We start from the raw sequence: 22,388 nt of genomic DNA, 5'->3' as shown, positions 1-22,388 counted from the left end.
AAGGGGGGCCGCAAAGCCCCCCTTTTTCGTTTCCGAAATTCAACTGCCTCAGAGGCTGCGTTCGACTTCTTCGCGCTCGAAGATCTCGATGACATCGCCAGCGCGGATGTCGTCGTAATTCTCGAAGGCCATGCCGCATTCCTGACCGGAGGTGACTTCCTTGACCTCGTCCTTGAAGCGCTTGAGGGTCTTGAGCGTGCCCTCGTGCACCACAACGTCGTCGCGCAGCAGGCGCACACCGGCCGAACGGCGGGCAACACCCTCGGTGACCAGACAGCCTGCGACCTTGCCGACGCCCGAGACCTTGAAGACCTCCTTGATCGCGGCATAGCCGATGAAGTGCTCGCGGACTTCGTTCTTGAGCAGACCCGAAGCGGCGGCTTTGATGTCGTCCACCAGATCGTAGATGATCGAGTAGTAGCGGATCTCGACGCCCTTCTGGTTCGCCGAGGCACGGGCCGGGGCGTTCGCACGGACGTTGAAGCCGATGACCGGCGCACCCGAAGCTTCGGCCAGGCCGATGTCGCTTTCGGTAATGGCGCCGACGCCCGAATGCAGCACGCGCACGCGCACCTCTTCGTTGCCGACCTTCTCGAGCGCCTGAACGATCGCTTCGGCCGAACCCTGCACGTCGGCTTTCACCAGAACCGGCAGTTCGGCGACGCTTTCATCAGCCTTGGCCTTGGCCATCAGCTGCTCCAGCGTGGTCGCGGCACCGGCGGCGGCGCGCTTGTCCTTGGCGGCCTGGATCCGGTAATCGGCGATCTCGCGGGCCTGCGCCTCGGTCTCGACGACGTTGAGAACGTCGCCCGCCTCGGGCGTGCCGTTGAGGCCGAGAACCTCGACCGGAACCGACGGGCCAGCCTCGTCGACGCGCTCGCCCTTGTCGTTGATCAGCGCACGCACCTTGCCCCACTGCTCGCCCACGACGAAGATATCGCCGCGCTTGAGCGTGCCGTGCTGCACCAGAACGGTGGCAACCGGGCCACGGCCGACGTCGAGCTTGGCCTCGATCACCGCGCCTTGCGCCGCGCGATTGGGGTTGGCCTTGAGTTCGAGGATCTCCGCCTGAAGCGCAATGGCTTCGAGCAGCGTATCGAGACCCTTGCGGGTCTTGGCCGAAACCTCGACCGTCTGCACTTCACCGCCCATCTCTTCGACGACGACTTCGTGTTGCAGCAGGTCGGTGCGCACCTTCTGCGGGTTCGCAGCAGGCTTGTCGCATTTGTTGATCGCCACGATCATCGGCACACCGGCCGCTTTCGCGTGGTTGATCGCCTCGATGGTCTGCGGCATGACCGCGTCATCGGCCGCAACGACCAGAACGACGATGTCGGTCACCTGCGCGCCACGGGCACGCATCGAGGTGAAGGCCGCGTGGCCGGGGGTGTCGAGGAACGACAGCACGGCACCCGACTCGGTCGTGACCTGATAGGCCCCGATGTGCTGGGTGATGCCGCCAGCCTCGCCCGAGACCACGTTGGTCTGGCGGATGGCGTCGAGCAGCGAGGTCTTGCCGTGGTCGACGTGACCCATGATCGTGATGATCGGCGGGCGCGAGGTCAGGTCTTCGGCCTTGTCCTCGACCGAGTCGATCACCTGTTCCACGTCGGCATCCGACACGCGCACGGCCTTGTGGCCGAACTCGTCGATCACCAGTTCCGCGGTATCGGCATCGATCGGCTGGTTGGCGGTAACCATCATGCCCATCTTCATCAGCGCCTTGACGACATCGGCGGCGCGCTCGGCCATACGGTTGGCCAGCTCGGACACGACGATGGTTTCGGGCAGCTGAACTTCGCGCACCATCTTCTCGGCCTTCTGGCCGAAGCCCATGGCCTTCTGGCGCGCCTTCTCCTGCTTGCGCTTCATCGCGGCCAGCGAACGCTGACGCCCGCCTTCGCCATCGACATCCGACAGCGAGAGCTTGCCGGCGCGGCGGCCCTCGTCGCCCTTGCCACGGCCACCACGGTTGTCGCGGTCGGGGGTGGCGCTGCGCTCGTCGCGGTCGCGGTCGGTCTTGCGCGGACCGGTGGCCGAAACGCCCTTGGTCGCGGCGCGCGCGGCGGCGGCCTCGGCAGCGGCGGGATCGGCCGGGGTCTCGGCCTTGGCCGGGGCCTTGCGGACCTCTTCCTTCTTCTGGGCGCGCAGTTCGGCCTCGCGGGCCTTGCGCTCCTCTTCTTCCTGCTTCAGGCGCAGCGCTTCTTCGCGCTCGCGCTCTTCGCGTTCCTTGGCCTCGATCTCGGCGCGGCGACGCTCGCGCTCTTCCTCGCGGGCCTTTTCATCGGCGGCACGGGCGGCGGCCTCTTCGACCTCGCGCGCTTTCGCCGCCTGAAGCGCCTTCAGACGGCGCTCCATCTCGGCATCCGAGATCCCCGCAGGACGTCTCGAGGGATCACCAAGCGCCGGCGAGCCCGATGCTTTGGAACCGGACGCGCCCGGTTTCGGCACGACCACCTTCTTGCGCTTGGTCTCGACCACCACGCTTTTCGTGCGGCCATGGGAGAAGCTCTGCTTCACCTGACCGGGGCGCGCGCCGCCAAGACCCAAGGGTTTCTTTCCGTCCGTATCGCTCATGCCGTCTTCGTATCCTTCAGGGCGGGTTTGCCGCCGTCCTGCTTGCGCATTCCCGCAAGCCTTGCCGCTTCGTCTATAACACGTCGGGTGAGTCCGCCAGCCGCAAGCGCGCCGTGTATGGCATGATCGCGGCCGAAAGCCAAACCCAATTCCGAACTGGTGAGGCAGCCGAACCAGCGCCCGCCTTCGGGCGTCCAAAGCTTGCCCTTTCCGCGGTCCGATCCGTCGGAGGCCTGAAACAGGACACGAGCGCGTCCTTCGGCCAGCCAGCCCTTCACCTTCTCAAATCCTACAACAGCCCTGCCGGATTTGCGCACCAGAGAGATAAGCTCCACGACGCGATGTGCAAGGCCATCCTCGACCATATCGGCGAGGTTCTCGGGTACTTTCGCAGGCGCCTTGGCCGCGCGGGCAAAAAGCCCCTTGGCTGCGGCCTTGTCGATGGCCTCACGCTCTGCGGTTACCCAGATGCCCCGACCCGGCAGCTTCTCCGCCAGGTCGGGATAGATCACGCCATCGGGGCCGAGCACGAAACGCACCAGCCCGGCCTTGGGCTGCACGTCACCCGTGACGATGCAGCGCCGCTCCGGCACGTCCGATGTTTTTTCCCGGCCCCCTCGGCTCATCTTATTCCTCGATCTCTTCCTCGGTCTCGTCTTCCTCGGCCTCGGTGGCCAGTTCCGACGGATCGACCCAGCCCAGCTGGATGCGTGCGGTCATGATGAAGGCCTGCGCGTCTTCCAGCGACACGTCGAACTTCTCAAGCAGACCTTCGTCCTTCACGCGCTGGCCATCGACCGTGGTCCAGCCACCGGCCAGTTCCCAGTCGGCGCAGGTCGCGAAGTCTTCGAGCGTCTTGATGCCGTCCTTGGCCAGCGCCTCGATCATCTGCGGGGTCAGGCCCTCGAAATCGAACAGCGACTGCTCGACGCCCAGTTCCTTGGCCGCTTCGATGGCCTTGCGGTTCTGCTCTTCGATGAAGTCGCGGGCGCGGGCCTGAAGCTCCTCGGCGGTGCCTTCATCCACACCCTCGATCGCCAGCAGCTCGTCGATGTCGACATAGGCCACTTCCTCGAGGTTGGTGAAGCCTTCGGCCACCAGCAGCTGCGCGAAGAATTCGTCCAGGTCCAGCGCCTCGACGAAGAGCTTGGTGCGCTCGGCGAACTCGGCCTGACGGCGCGCCGATTCCTCGGCCTCGGTCAGGATGTCGATGTCGAGACCCGTCAGCTGCGAAGCCAGACGCACGTTCTGACCGCGACGACCGATGGCGAGCGAGAGCTGCTCGTCCGGCACCACGACCTCGATCTTGCCGGCTTCCTCGTCAAAGACGACCTTCGAGACCTCGGCCGGTTGCAGCGCGTTCACCAGGAAGGTCGCGGTGTCTTCGTTCCACGGGATGATGTCGATCTTCTCGCCCTGAAGCTCGCCCACCACGGCCTGCACGCGCGAGCCGCGCATACCGACGCAGGCGCCGACCGGGTCGATCGAGTTGTCATTGCTCAGCACGGCGATCTTGGCGCGCGAGCCCGGATCGCGAGCAACGGCCTTGATCTGGATGATGCCGTCATAGATTTCCGGCACTTCCATCTTGAAGAGTTCCGCCATGAATTGCGGATCGGTGCGCGACAGGAAGATCTGCGGGCCACGGGTCTCGCGGCGCACGTCTTTAACATAGGCGCGGATACGGTCGTTCGGGCGATAGGATTCGCGGCCGATCTTCTCGTTGCGGCGCAGGATGGCCTCGCCACGGCCGATATCGACGATGATATTGCCGTATTCCTCGCGCTTGACCACGCCGTTGATGATGGTGCCCTTGCGGTCCTGGAATTCCTCGAACTGGCGGTCACGCTCGGCCTCACGGACCTTTTGCAAGATGACCTGCTTGGCCGATTGCGCGGCAATGCGGCCCAGATCGACCGGGGGAACCTCGTCGATGACCTCGTCGCCGACTTTCGGATCGGCCAGATACTGCTTGGCCTGCGCGACGGTCAGCTCTGCCTGGTAGTTCTCCAGCGCCTCGTCCTCGACCACGGTGCGCACACGCGTGAAGGTCGCGCGGCCCGACTTGCGGTCTATATGGACGCGAATGTCCATCTCGGCGCCATAGCGCGACTTGGCGGCACGAGCGAGGCTGTCCTCCATCGCCTGGATCACCAGATCCGGGTCGATCATCTTCTCGCGCGCGACGGCCTCGGCGGTCTGCAGAAGTTCCAGTTGGTTGGCAGAGGTAATTGCCATCTCTCAGTTCTCCTCGTCGGGGGAATTCGTGTCTTCGGTTTCGATGTCGTCGAATTGGGTCTCGTCGATGATGCCCGCATCCTTGCGCTGGCGCAGCATCTCGGCGATCAGCTCGTCGGTCAGGATCAGCTTGGCATCCGCCAGCCAGTCGAATTGCAGGCCGATGGTGACCATCTCGCCCTGCTCATCGATCTCGATCAGCACCTCGTCGCCCTCGGTGCCGCGCAGGATGCCCTTGAAGCGCTTGCGCCCGTCGATCTGCTCGAAGGTCTCGATCCGGGCCTCGTAGCCCTCCCACATCTCGAAATCCTTCAGGCGCGTCAGCGGGCGGTCGATGCCGGGCGACGAGACCTCAAGCGTGTAGTTCTCCTCGATCGGGTCCTCGACGTCGAGCACGGCCGAAACGGCGGTCGAGATCGCGGCGCAATCATCCACGTCGATGCCACCCTCGGGGCGGTCGGCCATGATCTGCAACAGCGGATGGCGTCCGCCCTGAAGGCGGATGCGCACCAGCTCGAATCCCAACCCCTCGATGGCGGGGGTGACAATCTCGGCCAGACGCCGGTCGATGGCGGTCTTGGCGATCAGGTCGGTCATCTTCCGATCCTTTAAAACAAAAAACGGGCCAGAGCGGCCCGTTGCACTTCTCCGGTGGGCGCCAGGTTTGGACCCCGGCACGCCGCTGTTGATGTGCAGATACGCTTTTACAGGGGATTCCGCAAGCAGAACTTCAGAGCGCGCGGTTGTCGCGCCAGATCCGCCAGTTCAGCGCGGCCGCAAGGCTCAGCCAGATCAGGTAGGGCGCGACCAGCAAGCCCGCGATCAGATCAAGCTGCAGGAAGGCCAGGCCCATCGCCGCGACCGCCCCCCACAAGAGCGCGATCACAACCATGCCAAACGCCATGCGCCGCGCGCCGAAGAACACCGGCGTCCAGAGCGTGTTGAGCGCGATCTGAAGCGCGAAAAGGGCAAGCGCAAACTGGCTGCCCTCGGCCTCGGCGACCCGCGCGGCCGCATAGGCGAGCGAGACGTAAAGATAGCTCCAGACCACGGGAAAGACCCAGCCGGACGGGGTGAAGGAAGGCTTGCGCAGCGCGGCGAACCAATCGCCGGGCTTGAACACCATGCCGGTCGCCGCCGCCGCGCAGGAGGCTGCCAGAAACACGGCGAAGTAACCCGACAAGGTCATGCGCGCCTCCCCTCCCTCAGGGCCGCAGCGCGTCCATCGCGCGCACGAGGGCCGCTGTGATGCCCGGCTCGCTCAGCGCGTGGCCCGCGGCGGGCACCATGCGCAACTGCGCCTGCCGCCAGCCCTGCGTCAGCCGCCAGCTTGAGATCGGCGGGCAGATCATGTCCATCCGGCCCTGCACGACGATGGCGGGGATATGCTCGATCCGGGCGCGGTCACGCAGGATCTGGCCATCCTCTTCGAGGAAGGCGGCATTGCTGAAATAATGGTTCTCCAGCCGAGAGAAGGCGCGGGCGTACTCGGCGGGCGCCTCGCCGGGAAAGCCGTCGTATTCGACCGAGGCGAGCGCATTTTCCCACATCGCCCAGTGGCGGCCAAAGCGCGCCTCTTCCGCGAAATCGCCCGAGAAAAGCCGCTTGTGATAGGCGCCGATCAGGTCGCCGCGCTCATCGTCGGGGATCGGGCGGATGAACTGCTCCCACAGGTCGGGGAAGAACTGGCCCGCGCCGCCGGCGTAGAACCACTCCAGCTCGGCCCGCGTCGCAAGGAAGACCCCGCGCAACACCAGCGCCTGCACCCGGTCGGGATGGGTCTGGGCATAGATCAGCGACAGTGTCGCGCCCCAGCTGCCGCCAAACACCATCCAGGCGTCGATCCCGAAGGTCTTGCGGATCCGCTCCATATCCGAAACCAGATGCCAGGTCGTGTTATCCTCGACCGAGGCGAAGGGCTTCGACAGGCCGCAGCCGCGCTGGTCGAACAGGATCACGCGGTAATGCGCCGGGTCGAAATAGCGCCGCATCTGCGGGCTGCATCCACCCCCCGGACCGCCATGGCAGACAATCACCGGCTGGCCCTGCGGATGGCCCGACTGCTCAACATAAATGCGGTGGCCATCGCCCATATCGAGCATCCGCTGATCGAAGGGCTCGATCGGCGGGTAAAGAAAGGCGCCCGATGTGCGCTTTTGCCCTGCGGTTCTGTCCATGATCAGACTATATAACGCGTTGAGCGCCCCCGCCATGGGGGCCGGACGAATTCAAGAGGTAGATCCATGCAAGGCGCTGCAAGCAGCATCGACCCGGCCGAAGTGGCGAAATTCGAGGCAATGGCCGCTGAATGGTGGGACCCGAACGGCAAGTTCAAGCCGCTGCATATGCTCAACCCCTGCCGGCTGGATTACATCACCACCCAGATCGCCGCGCAATTCGGGCGCGACCTGAAGGCCCCGCGCCCCTTCGAGGGGCTGCGCATCCTCGATATCGGTTGCGGCGGCGGGTTGCTCTCTGAGCCGATGGCGCGCCTTGGCGCCACCGTCGTGGGCGCCGACGCAGCCGAGCGCAACATCCCCGTCGCGCGCCTCCATGCCGAGCAATCCGGCCTTGAGATCGACTACCGCCACTGCGCCGCCGAGGATCTGGCCGCCGCGGGGGAGCAGTTCGACGTGGTGTTGGCGATGGAGATCATTGAGCATGTCGCCGTGCCGCAGGACTTCGTGAACACCTGCGCGGGGCTGCTGAAATCGGGCGGGTTGATGCTGTGCTCGACTCTCAATCGCAATGCCAAGAGCTATATGATCGCGATCGTCGGGGCCGAGCAGATCATGCGCTGGCTACCAAAGGGCACGCATGAATGGTCGAAATTCATCACCCCGGACGAACTTTACGGCCTGATCCGCGCCTCGGGCCTCGATCCGGTCGATCGCAAGGGGATGGTGTTCAACCCGCTCGCCTGGCGCTGGTCGATCTCGGATCGTGACCTGTCAGTGAACTACGTCACCGCCAGCGTCAAAAGATAAGGGGCGCCCAAGGCGCCCCGTTTATCCCTTATCCCGCAAGGGTCAGATCAGCAGTACCTGCGTGCCGACCTTGGAGTATCCGAACAGCTCCTTGATGTGCTCGTTATACAGGCCGATACAGCCGTTCGACGACTTGCGCCCGATCTTGCGCGTGTCATGGGTGCCGTGAATGCGGTAATACTGCCACGACAGGTAAAGCGCATGGGTGCCAAGCGGGTTGTCCGGCCCGGCGGGCACGAAATCCGGCCAGTCGGGATTGCGCTCTTTCATCGAGGGGGTCGGTGACCAGGTCGGGCCTTCGACCTTGCGGATCACCTCAGTGCGGCCACGGCGGGTCAGCTCCTCGGACACCGGAACCGAGGTCGGGTAGAGGCGATAGATCGACTGATCCTCGGACCAGTAATGCAGCGCGCGCGAAACGGTATCGACCAGAATCGCCCCGTTCTTGAGGTTGCTGAAATAGGGCTGCCACTCAAGCGCACGGAAGCTCGAGATATTGCGCCGCATGTTGGTATAGTCGTTTTCCTCATGCTGCACGACGCCCGCATCGAGCGTCTGCGCGAAACCGGCGGGCGCCGCGAGGCTTGCGCCCGCGAAAACGGCAGTGCTCAGGAAAGCCCGGCGATCGAGGGTTTTGCGCACGCTGGTCATGGTCGAACTCCGTTCCGGCTCTGTCGTGGCCGATTCGACGCACCATTATTGCGTGCACGCCGCAGACGCAAATCAAACCCTTGTCATATACCCGTTTCACGAAACTGTGGGTTTGCGCCCCCATATGCGAGCGTGTAAGCGACTCACGATCAACTCAGGGGGTCGTTCGCGATGAAATCTGTAAAAGTGCTGTTGCTGCTTGGCGCCATGACCCTGGCCGCCTGCCAACCGACCGAACCCGCGCTTGGGCCCGACGGCAAGCCCTTGCCGCAGGTTTACAAGATCACCTCGAAAGAGGCCGGACTCATCCCGCTGCGGGTGCAGGAATCCATGAACTCGCTGCGCGCGGTGCGCGGCACGGCCCCGGTCGTGCTGAACCCGCAGCTGAACGCCGCCGCGCAGGCCCATGCGCAGGACATGGCCGCGCAGAACCGCGCCTGGCACTGGGGCTCGGACGGCTCCTCGATGCTCGACCGTGGCCGCCGCGCGGGCTATCCCGGCCAGGTGATCGGCGAGAATATCTCGGAGACCTACGAGACCGAGATCGAGACGCTCTCGGCCTGGATGGCAGTTGTCGATACCCGTGACGTGATCCTGAACCCGGCAGCGACCCAGATGGGCTTTGGCTGGTATCAGGAGCCTTCAGGCAAGATCTGGTGGACGATGGTCACCGGAAACTGAAAAAGGGCCCCGCGGGGCCCTTTTCGTTTACGGGAAGAGGAAGACCGGCGTGCCGTCGGCGACCATGGCGTAGACCTCTTCGATCTCGGGGTCGGAGACGGCCACGCAACCCGCCGTCCAGTCCTTGCCAAGGCCCCGGTCCTTGCCCGCACGCCCGTGGATGAAGATGTCGCCGCCGGGTTCCTTGCCCTGCGCCTCGGCGAAAGCCATATCCTGCGGGTTCGGATAGGAGATCCCGAGCGACAGGTGATAGGCTGAGTTCGGATTGCGCCGGTTGACGAAGTAAAGCCCCTCGGGCGTCTTGCCATCGCCTTCGAACTGCTTCTTGCCGACCGGGTTGCCGCCAAGGGCGATCTTGTATTCCTTGATCAGCGTCTTGTCCGAGATCAGATACATCACGCGCGCGTCCTTGTGGACCTGCACCTGCGTGATCGGCGGGCCGGAATAAGACCGGAATTTATGCGCGACCTGCGCGCTGTCGCCGCAAGCGGCGAGAAGGCCCAGAGAGCCAAGACCCATGAGGGCGGTACGACGGTGCATTTTCTGCCTGTTATGACTGCTCGTTTTATCCACAACCTATCCCAAATCAGGCTGCGGCGAAAGGCTGCTAGCCTCGCCGGAACCGCGCTGCAAGCTCGATATGCGAGGACCAGCGGAACTGGTCCACCACGATCAGATCGGCCAGCGCAAAGCCCGCCTCGATCAGCACCTGCGCATCGCGGGCTAAAGTGACCGGATTGCAGGAAACATAGGCAAGTTCACGCGTTTTCGAGGCACAGATTTCACGCACCTGCGCCTCGGCGCCGGCGCGCGGCGGGTCGATCACGATCGCGTCATAGCGGTCCAGCTCATCGGGTAAAAGCGGGCGGCGGAACAGGTCGCGCGCCTCATGCGTCACGCGCTTGAGGCCCTGCGCCCCGCGCCAGCCGCGATCGAGCGCCTCGAGCATCGCGGCCTCGCCCTCGACGGCATGCACCTCGGCGCGGTCGGCAAGGGCAAGGGCAAAGGTGCCGCAGCCCGCGAACAGGTCGGCGATCCGGTCGGCGCCCGCCAGCGCCGCGCGCACGAAACCGACCAGCGCGGCCTCGCCTTCCTCGGTGGCTTGCAAGAAAGCGCCGGGGGGCGGCGTGACCCGCGCGCGGCCGAAGTTTTGCAGCGCCGGGCGGCGCGCGGCCACGGTCTCGCCGTTCCACGACAGGCGCGCCAGATCATGGTCGCGCGCAAGGCCCGAGAGCGATTCGAAAAGCGCCGGCTCCATCTCCTTGCCGCCTTGCGCGGCCATCTCGACACCGGCCTCCGACAGGGTCAGGGCAAAGCTCACCTCACCCTTGCGCGAGGCGCCAAGCGCAGTCGCGGCATGCAGCGCGGGGATCTTTTCCATCAGTTCGGGGCGCAGGATCAGGCATTCGGGCACCTCGACCAGCGTATCCGAGGCCCGCGCGTGAAAGCCCACCAGCGTGCCCTTCTTGGTACGCCGCCCGGCCAGCGTCGCGCGGCGGCGGGCATGGAGCGGCGAGGTCTCGACCCGCGCCACCTGCGCGGCGATCCCACGCACCGACAGCGCATTCTCGACCACCTCGGCCTTCCAGCGTGCAACGAAAGCATCCGAGGCATGTTGCAGCACGCATCCCCCGCAGGCGCGGTAATGCGGACAGGGCGCTTTCACGCGCTCGGGCGAGGGGGTGACGATCTTGGGTTGCGCGATGCGACCGCCCTCGGCCTCACCCTCGACCTGCTCGCCCGGCAGGGCCATGGCGACATGCACGGTCCCCTCGGGGCCGTGGGCAACCGCATCGGCATGCAGCGAGAGGCGTTCGATGGTGAGCAACATGGCAATCCCCTTTTGCCGCCCGATTAGCAGGGGGCGGGGGCGCGCGCCAAGGCTTATTGCGCGGCTTCGATTTGCGCATCCTCATCCGTGCCGATGAATCCACCCGACTGGCGGTTCCAGTAGCGCGCATAAAGCCCGCCGCGTTCGAGCAGTTCGGCATGGCTGCCCTGCTCGACGATACGGCCCTGATCCATCACCACGATCCGGTCCATCTGCGCGATAGTCGACAGCCGGTGCGCGATGGCCAGCACGGTCTTGCCCGCCATCACCCGCGACAGCGCCTGCTGGATCGAGGCCTCGACCTCGCTATCAAGCGCCGACGTCGCCTCATCGAGCACCAGAATCGGCGCATCCTTGAGGAAGGCGCGCGCAAGGGCGATCCGCTGACGCTGCCCGCCCGACAGCTTCACCCCGCGCTCACCCAAAGCCGCGTCATAGCCGCGCTTGCCGGTGTGATCGGCGAGGCCCTCGATGAACTCATGCGCCTCGGCGGCCTTGGCTGCGGCGATCAGCTCGGCGTCGGTGGCGTCGGGGCGGCCGTAAAGGATATTCTCGCGCGCCGAGCGGTTGAACATCGCGGTTTCCTGCGTGACCATGGCGATCTGGCGGCGCAGGCTTTCCTGCGTCAGGCCGCGCAGATCCTGCCCGTCGATCAGCACCGCGCCCTTCTCGGCGTCGTAAAGCCGCAAGAGCAGCGCGACGAGGGTCGATTTCCCGGCACCCGAGGCACCGACGATGCCGATCCGCTCTCCGGGGTGGATGGTCAGCGCGATATCCTCGACCCCGCCGGTGCGCCGCCCATAGGCGAAGCTGACATGGTCAAAGGCGATCTCGCCGCGCGAGGCGGTGATCACGCGCGCATCGGGCGCGTCGCTCAGCGTATGGGCGGGGGTAAGGGTGCGCATGCCGTCCTCGACCTCGCCGATATTGCCCCACATGCCCATCAGCGCCTGCGAGACCCACCCCGACATCTGCGCAATACGGATCGACACCGCACCCGCCGCCGCGATATCCCCGACCGAAGCCTGCCCGCGCTGCCACATCAGGATCGCCGTCCCCACCAGAATCACTGGCAGAAGCCCGGAAAACGCCATCTGCGTCGTGCGATACCAGGTCTGGATCACGCCGAACTCGCGCGCCTTCAGGCGGAATTTCTCCATCGCGCCAAGGGCCGCACGGTCTTCGTGATCGGAATGGGCGAAGAGCTTGACCGTCTTGATATTGGTGATCGTGTCGACCACCTGCCCCGTTACCATGGCGCGGGCCGAGGCACGCTCTTTCGAGCGGGCGCGGACGCGCGGCAGGAAGGCTCGGATCAGCAGGAAGTAAAGCACCATCCAGACCGCCAGCGCCAGCGCGCCCCATTTGTCGATCCCCATGAGAAGCGCGATCGAACCGATAACCGAGGCCAGCGCGAACATCACCGTGTTGACCATCTCCGAGGCCACATCGGTCACCGCCCGCGCGGTCTGCATCTGCTTTTGCGCGATGCGCCCCGCGAAATCATTGTCGAAGAAGGTGACCGACTGGCCCATCGTCCAGCGGTGCAGCCGCGACAGCACCAGCGGCATCACATTGGGGTTGATGAGCAGGTTCGAGGTCGAGGACGACAGCCCGAAAGCCACGGGCCGCAGCACGAGGTAGAAGATTACGAAGCCGACCAGCAGCGTCCAGTGCTCGGCAAAGACCGTGGCGGGGTCGGCGGAGGTGGCGGTATCGACCACCCGGCCCAACAACCAGGCCGAAACCACCTCCATCGAGCCCGCAAACGCCGACATGGTTCCCGCAACAATCAGGGCGGGCCAGGCCCCGGTCAGGCTCCAGCGGAAAAAGGCGCCCAAACGTTGCGGCGGCGGCCCCTCGGCGGGGCGGAAGGCGTCGATCATCACATTCTCACTTTCACCCGCAGGATATATGTCTGGGGCACCAAAGGGAAAGAGCGGCCTAGCTGAGCAGATCGTCGCGGGTCGGTTGGAAATCCTCGGCGATCCAGCGGGTCTCAAGCGCGCGCAGCCGCGCGCCAAGGGCCGGTCCCTGAAGGCCGGGCATCAGATCGGAGGCGGTGACGGGGAAAACCTGCGCCGCGCCGCGCAGGATCGGCGCGCGCCAATCATCCGCCAGCGGCTGGCTAAGCGAGGCCGCGCGGATCAGCATTGCATCAGCGGCTGGATCTGCGCCAAAGCGATAGCCAAGGGCGGCGGGCGGCGCATCGCTTTGCAGTGCGGCGCGAATCTGCTCAAGCCCGCGCAGCTCGGCCTTGGACAGGCGCAGCCGCTCGGCCGGATCTTCGCCACCAAGCGCGACAAGGCGGCGCAGGAAGGCAGGCGCGGTGCCCGCCTCAAGATGCACGAGCGGCGCGATCACGCGGCTATCGGCGCCGGGCAGCACATGGGCGAGAACCCCGGTCGCCTGCATCGCGGCCAGTGCGGGCGCAGGATCGGGCGCGGCCAACAGCCTGCGCATCTCATGCCCCACCCGCTCGCGCGAGAGGCCATCAAGGCCAAGCGCGTGTTCGGCGCAGGCCGCCAGCCCCTCGGGGTCGATGCCGAGTGCGGGGTCGCCATACCAGGCGGTGAAACGGAAGAAGCGCAGGATGCGCAGGTAATCCTCGCGGATGCGCTGATCGGGATCGCCGACGAAACGCAGATGCCGCGCGGCCAGATCAGCCAGCCCCTGCCCGAGCGGATCAAGCACCGTGCCATCGGCGCGCGCATAAAGCGCGTTCATGGTAAAATCGCGCCGCGCGGCGTCTTCCTCAATCCGGGTCGAGAACTCCACCGTGGCGTGGCGGCCATGGGTTTCGACATCGCGTCGGAAGGTGGTGATCTCATGCGGTTCATGCGCGGCAACGACCGTGACAGTGCCGTGGTCGATCCCCGTGGGCACCGATTTGAGCCCGGCGGCTTGGGCCAGTTCGATCACCCGCTGTGGCACAGCGTCGGTGGCGATATCCATATCGGTCACGGCGGCGCCGATCAGCGCGTTGCGCACGCAACCGCCCACCAGCAGCGCCTGATGGCCGCCCGCCTCCAGCATGGCCAGCACCTGTTGCAGATGCCCCGCCTCGATCCACTTGCCCGTCAGTTTCATTCCGCCATCCGGTCGCCCAGTGCCCGCAGCATACGCGCGGTCGCGCCCCAGATGTAATAGGGTCCGAAAGGCGCCACGTAATAGCTGCGCCAGGTGCCCAGCCAGCGCCGCCGCTCGACCCGGAAGTTGGCCGGGTTGGCGATATGGGCGAAGGGAACGGTGAAGACCTCATCGACCTCGCCCGCCTCGGGGATCGGGGTGAAGGGCGTGTGGATACGCGCGACAACCGGCGTCACGTTGAAACTTGTGACGGTTTCATGCGCCTCGAGCGTGCCGAGAATCTCCAGATTGCCGGGCGGCAGGCCGATCTCCTCCTGCGCCTCGCGCAGGGCGGCCTCAATCGGGCCGCTGTCCTCGGGCTCCTGCTTGCCGCCGGGAAAGGCGATCTGGCCGGGGTGGTGCTTGAGATGCGAGCTGCGCTTGGTCAGGTAAAGCTGCAAGCCATCGCGCGTGGCCTCGAAGGCCACCAGAACGGCGGCCGGGCGCAGCACGCGGTTGTCCGGCAGGACGACCCCCGGATTGAGATCGTAATCCGACGAGGGCCGCCCCGGACGGGCCAGAGCGGCCAGGACCGGGGCAAGCGGATCACTCATCGACTGACTCCTTCGGGCTGCCATCGGGGTTGACCGTCGCCTCGAACCCAAGGCTTTGCGGGTCGAATTCGTAATGCGCGCCACAGAACTGGCAATCGGCGGTGACGCGGCCATCCTCGGTCGTCATGTGACGAATATCCTTGGCCGAATAGATCGCCAGACTGTCGCGCACCCGCGACTCCGAGCAGGTGCAGCCGAACTCGATGCGCTGCGGATCGAAGACGCGCGGGCCTTCTTCGTGGAACAGCCGCACCAGAAGGTCGGTCGGATGCACCGTGGGGCCGATCAGCTCCATCTCCTCGACGGTATCGAGCAGGTGGTTCACGCGGTTCCAGTTCTCTTCCTCATCGCCTTCGAGAATATCGGTGTTTTGCAACAGCCCCGCCTCACCCGAACCTTCCTTGGCCGCGAAGGGCGAGGCCTTGGGCATCACCTGCAACATCACGCCACCGGCACGCCAATGCTCTCCCTGCCCCGGCAGGGTCGAGCGGCCGTAAGAAATGGCAAAGCGCGTGGGCAGCTGCTCGGACTGCGCGAAATAGGTCTGCGCGCAGGTGCTCAGCGAACCGCCAGCCAAAGGCGTGATACCCTGATAGGGTACGGTGCCCTCGCCCTGATCGATCAGGATGGCAAAGTAGCCGTCGCCGATCTGGCTGAACGGGTCGACCTCGGGGTCGAGCCGCTCGGCGTCAAAACTGGCCCAGCCACGGATACGGGCGGGCTGGCCATCGGAGGTGGGGCCGTAATAGTCCGTCGCGAGGATACGGATCGGGCCATTGCCGCGCACCTGGATCGACAGCTTCCAGCGCAGCTTGATCGTCTGGCCGATCATCGCGGTCAGCAGGGCGACCTCGGCCACCAGCGCCTCGACGATCGCGGGATAATCGTGCTGCGCCAGGACCTGCTCAAGAACGCCATCCAGCCGCGCCACCCGGCCGCGCACGTCGGAACGGTCGAGCTGGAACGGCAGGACAGTATCGTCCCATGCGATTTGAGATAGCGTGGTCATGCGGGTTCCTTGGGGGTTTTCCATCAGCCCGAAGGCTGGCATACCGCGCCTATATAGGCGCAACAGCCGAAAGACCCAAGGGGGCAAGGAGCCGGGATGATCCGCAGGTTTGGAGAGCCCATCGTGCATGAGCGCACGTATCGCCGCCGCCCCGGCGCCTATGCCGTGCTGATGCGCGACGGCGCGCTGCTTGTCACCCATCAGGCCGAGCCCACGCCCGAGTTTCAGCTGCCCGGCGGCGGCATCGACCCCGGCGAAAGCCCGGTGCGCGCCCTGCACCGCGAGGTTTACGAGGAAACCGGCTGGAGCATCGCCACCCCGCGCCGGATCGGCACCTACCGGCGTTTTGTCTACATGCCCGAATACGATCTCTGGGCCGAGAAGCTGTGCATGATCTACGTGGCCCGCCCCGTCCTGCGCCTTGGTCCGCCGACCGAGGCCGGCCATAGCGCGATCTGGATGGAGCCTGGGGTCGCGCTGGAACAGCTCGCGAATTCAGGCGACCGGCACTTTCTGGCGCAGGCGCTGGCGGGGCTTTAGACGAACAACCCGCGCATCTCGTCGAATTCGAACAGCACGCCCGAGACATCGTCGGCCAGCACCCCCCCGGCGAAGCGATCGATCTTTTCATAAACCGCGTTCAGAAACGCCTCGCCGCGCAGCCCGGCAGCGGCCTCGATAATTTTGGCCAGCCCCTCTTCGCCCAACAGGTTCGCGTCTGCGTCGGCGGCTTCGGTGATCCCGTCCGACATCAGGAACAGCCGGTCGCCCGGATTGAGGCGCGCGGTCACGGTCTCATATTCCGCGCCCTCGATCAGCCCGACCGGCAGACCGCCGTCGCCAAGATACTCGACCGCACCCGAGGCGCGCTGGATCGCCGGATAGGGATGGCCCGCCTGCACCAGCTCGACCCGCCCCGAGACCAGATCGACATCGGCATAGATCAGCGTGAAATAGCTGTCGGTCTGCATCTCGGCCAGCACCAGCCGGTTGAGATAGGCGGCAAGCTCGGCCGGGGGGCGGGCATCGCAATGGCCGTAGCTGGCGGGAACAAGGGCGATGTTCTGCTCGGGCGTCGCACCCGACAGATAACCCGCCAGCCGCGCCGTCATCAGTGCCGAGGTGATCCCGTGCCCGGCCACATCCATCCCGAACAGCGCCACCCGATGTGCGTTGATCGGGAAGAAGCCGACCAGATCGCCACCGACATGGCCCGAAGGCCGCAGCATCAGCGACACCTGCGCCGTCCCGAATGAGCGAAAACGCTCCCGCACAAGGCTTTGCTGCAACTTGCAGGCCTCGGTCAGGTCGCGGTCGATGACGTCGTAAAGCCCCTGCAACTCGCCTAGCGCCGAAGACAGCAGGCGATTCTTCTCCTGCAACTGCCGCTCCATGGTCAGGATGCGCTCGCCCGCGCTCAACCGCGCCCGCAGTTCCTCCCCGCTGATCGGCTTGGCCAGAAAATCGTCGGCGCCGCTTTCCAGACCCTGCGCCACCTCGTTCTTGTCGGTCTTCGAGGTCAGCAGGACGAAATATCCGTAGCCTTTGCGCGGCATTGCGCGGAAGGCCCGGCAGAAATCCAGCCCCGACATGCCCGGCATCATCCAGTCCGACAAAACGATATCCGGCTCGGCCTCGGCGCAGATCGCCAGTGCCTCTTCCGCATTGCCCGCCTCGATCACCTCATATCCCGAACGCGCCAGTTGGGCCGAGAGAATTCGGCGCTGCATCCGGCTGTCATCGACCACCAGAACGCGGCGCGGGGCTGCATCCGCCGCGGGCATCCCCGGCCGGGTTGATTGTATCGTCTGTTCAAGCACCTTGGACCCATCGCACAAATACCGTCTGTGCCGATCCTGCGCGGGCGGGGTTTAAGATCGCGTGAATCGCCGCGCACCACGGCATTAAAGCTTGCGAAAGGAATGGCGCCTAACCTGCAGGTCAGTCAGGGTTTCAGTGCGTCGGAGGTCACGGTGATTGATTGGCAAAGAGTTCTCGACCTGCATACGGAGATCGGAGCCGACGGATTGGCCGAGGTGCTTGAGCTTTTCCTCGACGAGGTCGAAACCGTCACCATGCGCCTTGGCCGCGCACCCGACCTGCTCGAAGAAGACCTGCATTTCCTGAAAGGCTCGGCCTGGAACCTCGGCTTTCGCGACTTCGGCGCGCTGTGTCAAGACGGCGAGCGAAAGGCCGCGGCGGGCCATGCCGAGGCCATCGACCTGGCCGCCATCCTGGCGTGCTATTCCGACTCCAAGGCGATGTTCCTCGCGCGGATCGAGACGGTTCTGGCCGCCTGAGCCTCAGACCAGGAACTCGGCCAGCGTCTCATCTTCGGTGATGTCGCGATAAGTGAACCCGGCCGTGTCGAGCTTGCCGGTCAGCAGATCGAAGTTTTCCGCCCGCTTCGTCTCGATCCCGATCAGGACCGAACCGAAGTTGCGCGCCGATTTCTTGAGATACTCGAACCGTGCGATATCGTCGTCGGGGCCAAGCATCTGCAGGAACTCGCGCAGCGCGCCGGGGCGCTGCGGCATCCGCAGAATGAAGTATTTCTTCAGCCCCGAGTATCGCTGCGCGCGTTCCTTGACCTCGGGCAGCCGCTCGAAGTCGAAGTTCCCCCCCGAGGTCACGCAGACCACCGTCTTGCCGCGAATCTCCTCGGCAAGTTCGGGCAGCACATCGACCGACATGGCGCCTGCCGGTTCCAGAACGATCCCCTCGATATTCAGCATCTCAAGGATGGTGATGCAGATCCGGTCTTCGGGCGCGAGGAGGATCTGCTCGGGGCGCACCCAATCGAGCGCTGCAAAGGGCAGCGCGCCGATCCGCGCCACCGCCGCGCCATCGACAAAGCTGTTGACCTGGCGCAGCGTCACCGGCTCGCGCGCCGCGACGGCGGCGGTCAGGCTGGCGCCGCCGAGCGGCTCGACAAAGCGGAACTCGGTCGCCGGGGCGGTCGCGCGCAGATAGCCCGTGACGCCGGCGGCCAGGCCGCCACCGCCCACCGGCAGGATCACCAGATCGGGCGCGCGGCCCAACTGGTCGAGGATCTCGACGCCGACCGAGGCCTGCCCCTCAATCACATCCGTATCGTCGAAGGGCGCGAGGAAATGTGCGCGGGCTTCGGCGCAATACTCCTTGGAGGCCGTCAGCGTCTGGTCGAAATAGTCGCCGGTCAGCACGATCTCGACCGCGTCGCCGCCGAAGGTCTTGGTTTTGTCGATTTTCTGCTGCGGCGTGGTGACCGGCATGAAGATCGTTCCCTTCACACCGAAATGGCGGCAGGCGAAGGCCACGCCCTGTGCATGGTTGCCCGCGCTCGCGCAGACGAAATGTGCGGCCTGCGGATCGCGCTCGCGCAGCTTGCGCATGGCGGTGAAGGCCCCGCGCAGCTTGTAGCTGCGCACCGGCGTCAGATCCTCGCGCTTGAGCCAGATATCGGCCTCATAGCGCTTGGACAGATGATCGTTGCGCTGAAGCGGAGTCGGATCGAACAACGCGCGCAGCGCACGGGTGGCGGCAAGGGTGGCGAGGGCAAATTCACTCATGTTTCATGCTCTGGCGCGCGTTGCGCCTTTAGGCAAGAGCCTTTCCCTGACGGCATAGGAAAAATTCCGCGCAGCGGCGGCGGCAAAACGGCAAGAATATGCGCAACTCGGGCAGCAACCCAATTTCCGCCCTCCCCCTGCCCAAAAATGACCATAGTCTGCGCCGCATCTGTTTACCAACTGTCACGCCCTCAACCTGCGGAGACCGCACATGCGTATCAAGACCCCCCTCATCATCGCCGCAACGGCTGCGGCCCTCGTCGTCGCCCCGGTGGCGACCAGCTCCTTCACCGGTGCCGATCTAGTCTTTGCCAAGGGCAAGGATGGCGACAACGGTGGCGGAAATGGTGGTGGTAACGGCGGCGGCAAAGGCGGTGGTAACGGCGGTGGCAACTCGGGCAAGAGCTCGGGCAGCGACGGCGGCAACGGCAAATCCAAAGGCACCTCGTTCAGCCCGAAGGACAAGTCGAGCAAGTCGACCGGCACCTCGTTCAGCGGCTCAAGCAAGTCGTCGAACGGCAAGAAGAACGCCACGAAAACCAACCATGGCGCCATCGCATCCGAGCTCAAGGGCCTGAACGCAGCCCATGCCAGCCCGACCGCGCTGGCCAATGCTGCGCCCAACAGCCAGGTCGGCCGCATCGCCACCTACAAGGCCGCAGTCGAGGCCGGGATGCTGGCGGACAAGAAACTCGACGATGCCAATACGGAACTCGCGACGATCGACGAGCGCCTGGCGGGATACACCACCGTACGCACGGTCGAAGAGATCGACGCCGATCTGGCCGGCCTGACGGAGCCGACCCCGACCGAACTGCCCGAGGACGACCCAGACTATGAAGCGGCGGTCGCGAAATACAACGACGACATGGCGGCCTATAACGAGGCGACGGGCGCCCTCGATGCCGAACGCGCCGAGGCCGAAGCCCGCGATGCGGACCTGGCAGCGAAAGCCGCCCTTGAGGCCGAGATCGCAACCCTCGAAGAGGAAGCCGCCGCCGCCGATGCCGCCGAGCATGACGCGCTGCTGGCCGCCTCGAATGGCCGCGAGCTTTCGCCCGAAGCTCTTGAAGAGCTGAACCGCATGCTCGACCCGCAGATGCCGGTCGAAGAGGAAGCGACCTCGGAGGAAGACACCACCGAAGAAGGCGCGCCCGAAGAAGTGGTTGCCGAAGTGACCGAAGAGGCCGCCGAGTAATCGCCCCCGACTCCACTGGTTCCTACGTTTTGCGGGCGGCCTTCGGGCCGCCCCAATTCGTTCCGGCCGCACCCTTGCCCGTAAGGAAAAAAACCAATAGACCGCGTGCAAACCACTAAGCATAGCAAGGGGCTTGCCATGTCCGCGCCTAAGAAAGTCGTGCTCGCCTATTCGGGTGGCCTCGATACCTCGATCATCCTCAAATGGCTGCAAACCGAATACGGCTGCGAGGTGATCACCTTCACCGCCGACCTCGGTCAGGGTGAAGAACTCGAACCCGCCCGCAAGAAGGCCGAACTGCTGGGCATCAAGCCCGAGAACATCCACATTGAGGACGTGCGCGAGGAATTCGTGCGCGATTTCGTCTTCCCGATGTTCCGCGCCAACGCGGTCTATGAAGGCCTCTACCTTCTGGGCACCTCGATCGCGCGCCCGCTGATCTCCAAGCGTCTCGTCGAGATCGCGCATGAGCATGGCGCCGATGCCGTCGCCCATGGCGCCACCGGCAAGGGCAACGACCAGGTCCGCTTCGAGCTGTCGGCCTATGCGCTCGACCCGATGATCAAGGTCATCGCGCCGTGGCGCGAATGGGATCTGACCTCGCGCACCAAGCTGATCGAATTCGCCGAGCAGAACCAGATCCCGATCGCCAAGGACAAGCGCGGCGAAGCGCCCTTCTCGGTCGATGCGAACCTGCTGCACACCTCGTCCGAGGGCAAGGCGCTGGAAAACCCGGCCGATGAGGCGCCCGAATACGTCTATCAGCGCACCGTCAGCCCCGAAGAAGCCCCGGACACCCCGGAATATATCGAGGTGACCTTCGAGAAGGGTGACGCCGTGGCGATCAACGGTGAGGCCCTGTCGCCCGCCACGATCCTGACCGCGCTGAACGAATATGGCCGCAAGCATGGCATCGGCCGCCTCGACTTCGTGGAAAACCGCTTCGTCGGTATGAAGTCGCGCGGCATCTATGAAACCCCCGGCGGGACGATCCTGCTCGAGGCCCACCGCGGCATCGAACAGATCACGCTCGACGCGGGCGCGGGCCATCTGAAAGACAGCCTGATGCCGCGCTATGCGGAACTGATCTACAACGGCTTCTGGTTCTCGCCCGAGCGCGAGATGCTGCAAGCCCTGATCGACAAGAGCCAGGAGAACGTCACCGGCACGGTGCGCCTCAAACTCTACAAGGGCTCGGTGCATTGCGTCGGCCGCTGGTCGGATTATTCGCTCTATTCCGAAAAGCACGTGACCTTCGAGGAAGACGCGGGCGCCTATGACCAGAAGGACGCCGCAGGCTTCATCCGCCTGAACGCGCTGCGCCTGAAACTGATCGCCACCCGCAACGCGCGTGTGAAGAAATGAGCGCCCGGGCCGCCATCGTCACCGTCTCGGATCGCGCCAGCCGCGGCGAGTACGAAGACAAGGGCGGCCCCGGCTGCGAAGACTGGCTGCGCGGCGTGGTGACCACGCCGCTCACCATCACCCGTCACATCATCCCCGACGGGCGTGAGAGCGTCGCCGCGACCCTGCGCCAACTGGTGTCCGAAGGTGCCGACCTGATCCTCGTGACCGGCGGCACCGGCCCGGCACCGCGCGACGAAACCCCCGAAGGCTGCGCCGATGTGTTCGAGAAAGAACTCGCAGGCTTTGGCGAGGAAATGCGCCGCGCCTCGCTGCTCGAAGTCCCGACGGCGATCCTGTCGCGCCAATCGGCAGGCATCGCGGGCAAGTCGCTGATCATCACACTTCCCGGCAAACCCTCGGCCATCGCCACTTGCCTCAACGCGGTTTTCGCGGCGGTGCCCTATTGCCTCGACCTGATCGGCGCGGGCTTCATCGACACCGATCCTGCCAAGATCAAGGCCTTCCGCCCCAAGGCGAAGTAACCCTCGCCTATTCTTCTTGGCTCAAGTACCTCGGGGTGGGGGGGGGGGCCCCCCCCCCACCCCCCCCCCCCCCCCCCCCCCCCCCCCAACCAC

The 22,388-nt window shown here is 65.3% G+C and carries 22 protein-coding genes; 7 read left to right on the top strand and 15 right to left on the bottom strand.

Annotation, left to right across the window (positions count from 1 at the left end):
• Positions 1–48 precede the first annotated feature (48 nt).
• The 6 genes from infB to pip all read right to left on the bottom strand — a co-directional run bounded on the left by infB (position 49) and on the right by pip (position 6,992).
• Positions 49–2,577 (bottom strand): translation initiation factor IF-2, encoded by a 2,529-nt coding sequence (gene infB, locus KTQ37_RS09975; protein WP_218630366.1) that lies wholly within the window; start codon positions 2,575–2,577, stop codon positions 49–51.
• Positions 2,574–3,203, bottom strand: a complete 630-nt coding sequence (locus KTQ37_RS09970) for an RNA-binding protein (protein WP_218630365.1) — start codon at positions 3,201–3,203, stop codon at positions 2,574–2,576. The genes infB and KTQ37_RS09970 overlap by 4 nt, the downstream gene beginning before the upstream one ends.
• A gap of 1 nt (position 3,204) precedes the next feature.
• Entirely contained in the window at positions 3,205–4,815 is a 1,611-nt protein-coding gene (gene nusA / locus KTQ37_RS09965) for a transcription termination factor NusA (RefSeq protein WP_218630364.1), read from the bottom strand.
• A gap of 3 nt (positions 4,816–4,818) precedes the next feature.
• On the bottom strand, positions 4,819–5,412 hold the full coding sequence (rimP, locus tag KTQ37_RS09960; RefSeq protein WP_218630363.1) for a ribosome maturation factor RimP: 594 nt from the start codon (positions 5,410–5,412) through the stop codon (positions 4,819–4,821).
• A 133-nt stretch (positions 5,413–5,545) separates the two neighbouring features.
• On the bottom strand, positions 5,546–6,004 hold the full coding sequence (gene tspO / locus KTQ37_RS09955; RefSeq protein WP_218630362.1) for a tryptophan-rich sensory protein TspO: 459 nt from the start codon (positions 6,002–6,004) through the stop codon (positions 5,546–5,548).
• Positions 6,005–6,020: 16 nt separating this feature from the next.
• Positions 6,021–6,992, bottom strand: a complete 972-nt coding sequence (pip, locus tag KTQ37_RS09950; RefSeq protein ID WP_218630361.1) for a prolyl aminopeptidase — start codon at positions 6,990–6,992, stop codon at positions 6,021–6,023.
• A 66-nt stretch (positions 6,993–7,058) separates the two neighbouring features.
• On the opposite strand from pip, the gene ubiG reads away from it, so the two are divergent.
• Positions 7,059–7,802 carry a bifunctional 2-polyprenyl-6-hydroxyphenol methylase/3-demethylubiquinol 3-O-methyltransferase UbiG gene (ubiG, locus tag KTQ37_RS09945; protein ID WP_218630360.1) on the top strand — a complete coding sequence of 248 codons (744 nt, stop codon included), beginning with the start codon at positions 7,059–7,061 and terminating at the stop codon, positions 7,800–7,802.
• A 42-nt stretch (positions 7,803–7,844) separates the two neighbouring features.
• Here ubiG and KTQ37_RS09940 read toward each other — a convergent pair whose 3' ends face one another.
• On the bottom strand, positions 7,845–8,453 hold the full coding sequence (locus KTQ37_RS09940) for a L,D-transpeptidase (RefSeq protein WP_218630359.1): 609 nt from the start codon (positions 8,451–8,453) through the stop codon (positions 7,845–7,847).
• Positions 8,454–8,624: 171 nt separating this feature from the next.
• On the opposite strand from KTQ37_RS09940, the gene dalA reads away from it, so the two are divergent.
• Complete coding sequence (gene dalA, locus KTQ37_RS09935; protein ID WP_218630358.1) at positions 8,625–9,134, top strand: divisome-associated lipoprotein DalA; 510 nt, start codon at positions 8,625–8,627, stop codon at positions 9,132–9,134.
• Between the two features lie 27 nt (positions 9,135–9,161).
• Here the strand turns inward: dalA and KTQ37_RS09930 are convergent, their stop codons facing one another.
• From KTQ37_RS09930 to hslO, 6 genes are all read right to left on the bottom strand, one after another.
• Complete coding sequence (locus tag KTQ37_RS09930; protein ID WP_218630357.1) at positions 9,162–9,674, bottom strand: L,D-transpeptidase family protein; 513 nt, start codon at positions 9,672–9,674, stop codon at positions 9,162–9,164.
• 67 nt (positions 9,675–9,741) lie between these two features.
• Entirely contained in the window at positions 9,742–10,965 is a 1,224-nt protein-coding gene (locus KTQ37_RS09925) for a class I SAM-dependent RNA methyltransferase (RefSeq protein WP_218630356.1), read from the bottom strand.
• Between the two features lie 53 nt (positions 10,966–11,018).
• On the bottom strand, positions 11,019–12,851 hold the full coding sequence (locus KTQ37_RS09920; protein WP_218630355.1) for an ABC transporter ATP-binding protein: 1,833 nt from the start codon (positions 12,849–12,851) through the stop codon (positions 11,019–11,021).
• Positions 12,852–12,909: 58 nt separating this feature from the next.
• Positions 12,910–14,055, bottom strand: a complete 1,146-nt coding sequence (locus KTQ37_RS09915) for a CCA tRNA nucleotidyltransferase (protein ID WP_218630354.1) — start codon at positions 14,053–14,055, stop codon at positions 12,910–12,912.
• Positions 14,052–14,648 (bottom strand): NUDIX hydrolase, encoded by a 597-nt coding sequence (locus KTQ37_RS09910; protein WP_218630353.1) that lies wholly within the window; start codon positions 14,646–14,648, stop codon positions 14,052–14,054. The genes KTQ37_RS09915 and KTQ37_RS09910 overlap by 4 nt, the downstream gene beginning before the upstream one ends.
• Positions 14,641–15,657, bottom strand: coding sequence for an Hsp33 family molecular chaperone HslO (gene hslO / locus KTQ37_RS09905; protein ID WP_218630352.1), 1,017 nt, complete (start codon positions 15,655–15,657; stop codon positions 14,641–14,643). The genes KTQ37_RS09910 and hslO overlap by 8 nt, the downstream gene beginning before the upstream one ends.
• A gap of 96 nt (positions 15,658–15,753) precedes the next feature.
• Between hslO and KTQ37_RS09900 the strand changes: the two genes are divergently transcribed.
• On the top strand, positions 15,754–16,197 hold the full coding sequence (locus KTQ37_RS09900) for an NUDIX hydrolase (RefSeq protein WP_218630351.1): 444 nt from the start codon (positions 15,754–15,756) through the stop codon (positions 16,195–16,197).
• Here KTQ37_RS09900 and KTQ37_RS09895 read toward each other — a convergent pair.
• On the bottom strand, positions 16,194–17,441 hold the full coding sequence (locus KTQ37_RS09895) for a PP2C family protein-serine/threonine phosphatase (RefSeq protein WP_218630350.1): 1,248 nt from the start codon (positions 17,439–17,441) through the stop codon (positions 16,194–16,196). The two genes, KTQ37_RS09900 and KTQ37_RS09895, sit on opposite strands and share 4 nt — an antisense overlap.
• A gap of 138 nt (positions 17,442–17,579) precedes the next feature.
• Between KTQ37_RS09895 and KTQ37_RS09890 the strand changes: the two genes are divergently transcribed.
• Positions 17,580–17,957, top strand: coding sequence for an Hpt domain-containing protein (locus tag KTQ37_RS09890; protein ID WP_236021174.1), 378 nt, complete (start codon positions 17,580–17,582; stop codon positions 17,955–17,957).
• A gap of 3 nt (positions 17,958–17,960) precedes the next feature.
• On the opposite strand, the gene ilvA is transcribed toward KTQ37_RS09890, so the two are convergent.
• Positions 17,961–19,208 (bottom strand): threonine ammonia-lyase IlvA, encoded by a 1,248-nt coding sequence (gene ilvA, locus KTQ37_RS09885; RefSeq protein ID WP_218630349.1) that lies wholly within the window; start codon positions 19,206–19,208, stop codon positions 17,961–17,963.
• Positions 19,209–19,419: 211 nt separating this feature from the next.
• Here ilvA and KTQ37_RS09880 point away from each other — a divergent pair, with 211 nt between their 5' ends.
• From KTQ37_RS09880 to mog, 3 genes are all read left to right on the top strand, one after another.
• Positions 19,420–20,406 carry a hypothetical protein gene (locus KTQ37_RS09880; protein ID WP_218630348.1) on the top strand — a complete coding sequence of 329 codons (987 nt, stop codon included), beginning with the start codon at positions 19,420–19,422 and terminating at the stop codon, positions 20,404–20,406.
• A gap of 138 nt (positions 20,407–20,544) precedes the next feature.
• Positions 20,545–21,771, top strand: coding sequence for an argininosuccinate synthase (locus KTQ37_RS09875; RefSeq protein ID WP_218630347.1), 1,227 nt, complete (start codon positions 20,545–20,547; stop codon positions 21,769–21,771).
• The gene (gene mog / locus KTQ37_RS09870) at positions 21,768–22,295 is read left to right on the top strand and encodes a molybdopterin adenylyltransferase (protein WP_218630346.1); all 528 of its coding nucleotides are present in this window, start codon (positions 21,768–21,770) and stop codon (positions 22,293–22,295) included. Before KTQ37_RS09875 ends, mog begins: the two co-directional genes overlap by 4 nt.
• Positions 22,296–22,388: the final 93 nt, after the last annotated feature.

Source organism: Sedimentimonas flavescens (assembly GCF_019264375.1).
GTDB lineage: Bacteria > Pseudomonadota > Alphaproteobacteria > Rhodobacterales > Rhodobacteraceae > Rhodobacter > Rhodobacter flavescens.
Note: the sequence above shows the minus strand (reverse complement) of the source record. Positions and strands in the feature narration are given on the sequence as shown.

Excerpts from the sequence above, each read along its gene's own strand:
- infB (WP_218630366.1), bottom strand. The coding sequence starts at position 2,577 with ATGAGCGATACGGACGGAAAGAAACCCTTGGGTCTTGGCGGCGCGCGC.
- KTQ37_RS09970 (WP_218630365.1), bottom strand. The coding sequence starts at position 3,203 with ATGAGCCGAGGGGGCCGGGAAAAAACATCGGACGTGCCGGAGCGGCGC.
- nusA (WP_218630364.1), bottom strand. The coding sequence starts at position 4,815 with ATGGCAATTACCTCTGCCAACCAACTGGAACTTCTGCAGACCGCCGAG.
- rimP (WP_218630363.1), bottom strand. The coding sequence starts at position 5,412 with ATGACCGACCTGATCGCCAAGACCGCCATCGACCGGCGTCTGGCCGAG.
- tspO (WP_218630362.1), bottom strand. The coding sequence starts at position 6,004 with ATGACCTTGTCGGGTTACTTCGCCGTGTTTCTGGCAGCCTCCTGCGCG.
- pip (WP_218630361.1), bottom strand. The coding sequence starts at position 6,992 with ATGGACAGAACCGCAGGGCAAAAGCGCACATCGGGCGCCTTTCTTTAC.
- ubiG (WP_218630360.1), top strand. The coding sequence starts at position 7,059 with ATGCAAGGCGCTGCAAGCAGCATCGACCCGGCCGAAGTGGCGAAATTC.
- KTQ37_RS09940 (WP_218630359.1), bottom strand. The coding sequence starts at position 8,453 with ATGACCAGCGTGCGCAAAACCCTCGATCGCCGGGCTTTCCTGAGCACT.
- dalA (WP_218630358.1), top strand. The coding sequence starts at position 8,625 with ATGAAATCTGTAAAAGTGCTGTTGCTGCTTGGCGCCATGACCCTGGCC.
- KTQ37_RS09930 (WP_218630357.1), bottom strand. The coding sequence starts at position 9,674 with ATGCACCGTCGTACCGCCCTCATGGGTCTTGGCTCTCTGGGCCTTCTC.
- KTQ37_RS09925 (WP_218630356.1), bottom strand. The coding sequence starts at position 10,965 with ATGTTGCTCACCATCGAACGCCTCTCGCTGCATGCCGATGCGGTTGCC.
- KTQ37_RS09920 (WP_218630355.1), bottom strand. The coding sequence starts at position 12,851 with ATGATCGACGCCTTCCGCCCCGCCGAGGGGCCGCCGCCGCAACGTTTG.
- KTQ37_RS09915 (WP_218630354.1), bottom strand. The coding sequence starts at position 14,055 with ATGAAACTGACGGGCAAGTGGATCGAGGCGGGGCATCTGCAACAGGTG.
- KTQ37_RS09910 (WP_218630353.1), bottom strand. The coding sequence starts at position 14,648 with ATGAGTGATCCGCTTGCCCCGGTCCTGGCCGCTCTGGCCCGTCCGGGG.
- hslO (WP_218630352.1), bottom strand. The coding sequence starts at position 15,657 with ATGACCACGCTATCTCAAATCGCATGGGACGATACTGTCCTGCCGTTC.
- KTQ37_RS09900 (WP_218630351.1), top strand. The coding sequence starts at position 15,754 with ATGATCCGCAGGTTTGGAGAGCCCATCGTGCATGAGCGCACGTATCGC.
- KTQ37_RS09895 (WP_218630350.1), bottom strand. The coding sequence starts at position 17,441 with ATGCCCGCGGCGGATGCAGCCCCGCGCCGCGTTCTGGTGGTCGATGAC.
- KTQ37_RS09890 (WP_236021174.1), top strand. The coding sequence starts at position 17,580 with ATGGCGCCTAACCTGCAGGTCAGTCAGGGTTTCAGTGCGTCGGAGGTC.
- ilvA (WP_218630349.1), bottom strand. The coding sequence starts at position 19,208 with ATGAGTGAATTTGCCCTCGCCACCCTTGCCGCCACCCGTGCGCTGCGC.
- KTQ37_RS09880 (WP_218630348.1), top strand. The coding sequence starts at position 19,420 with ATGCGTATCAAGACCCCCCTCATCATCGCCGCAACGGCTGCGGCCCTC.
- KTQ37_RS09875 (WP_218630347.1), top strand. The coding sequence starts at position 20,545 with ATGTCCGCGCCTAAGAAAGTCGTGCTCGCCTATTCGGGTGGCCTCGAT.
- mog (WP_218630346.1), top strand. The coding sequence starts at position 21,768 with ATGAGCGCCCGGGCCGCCATCGTCACCGTCTCGGATCGCGCCAGCCGC.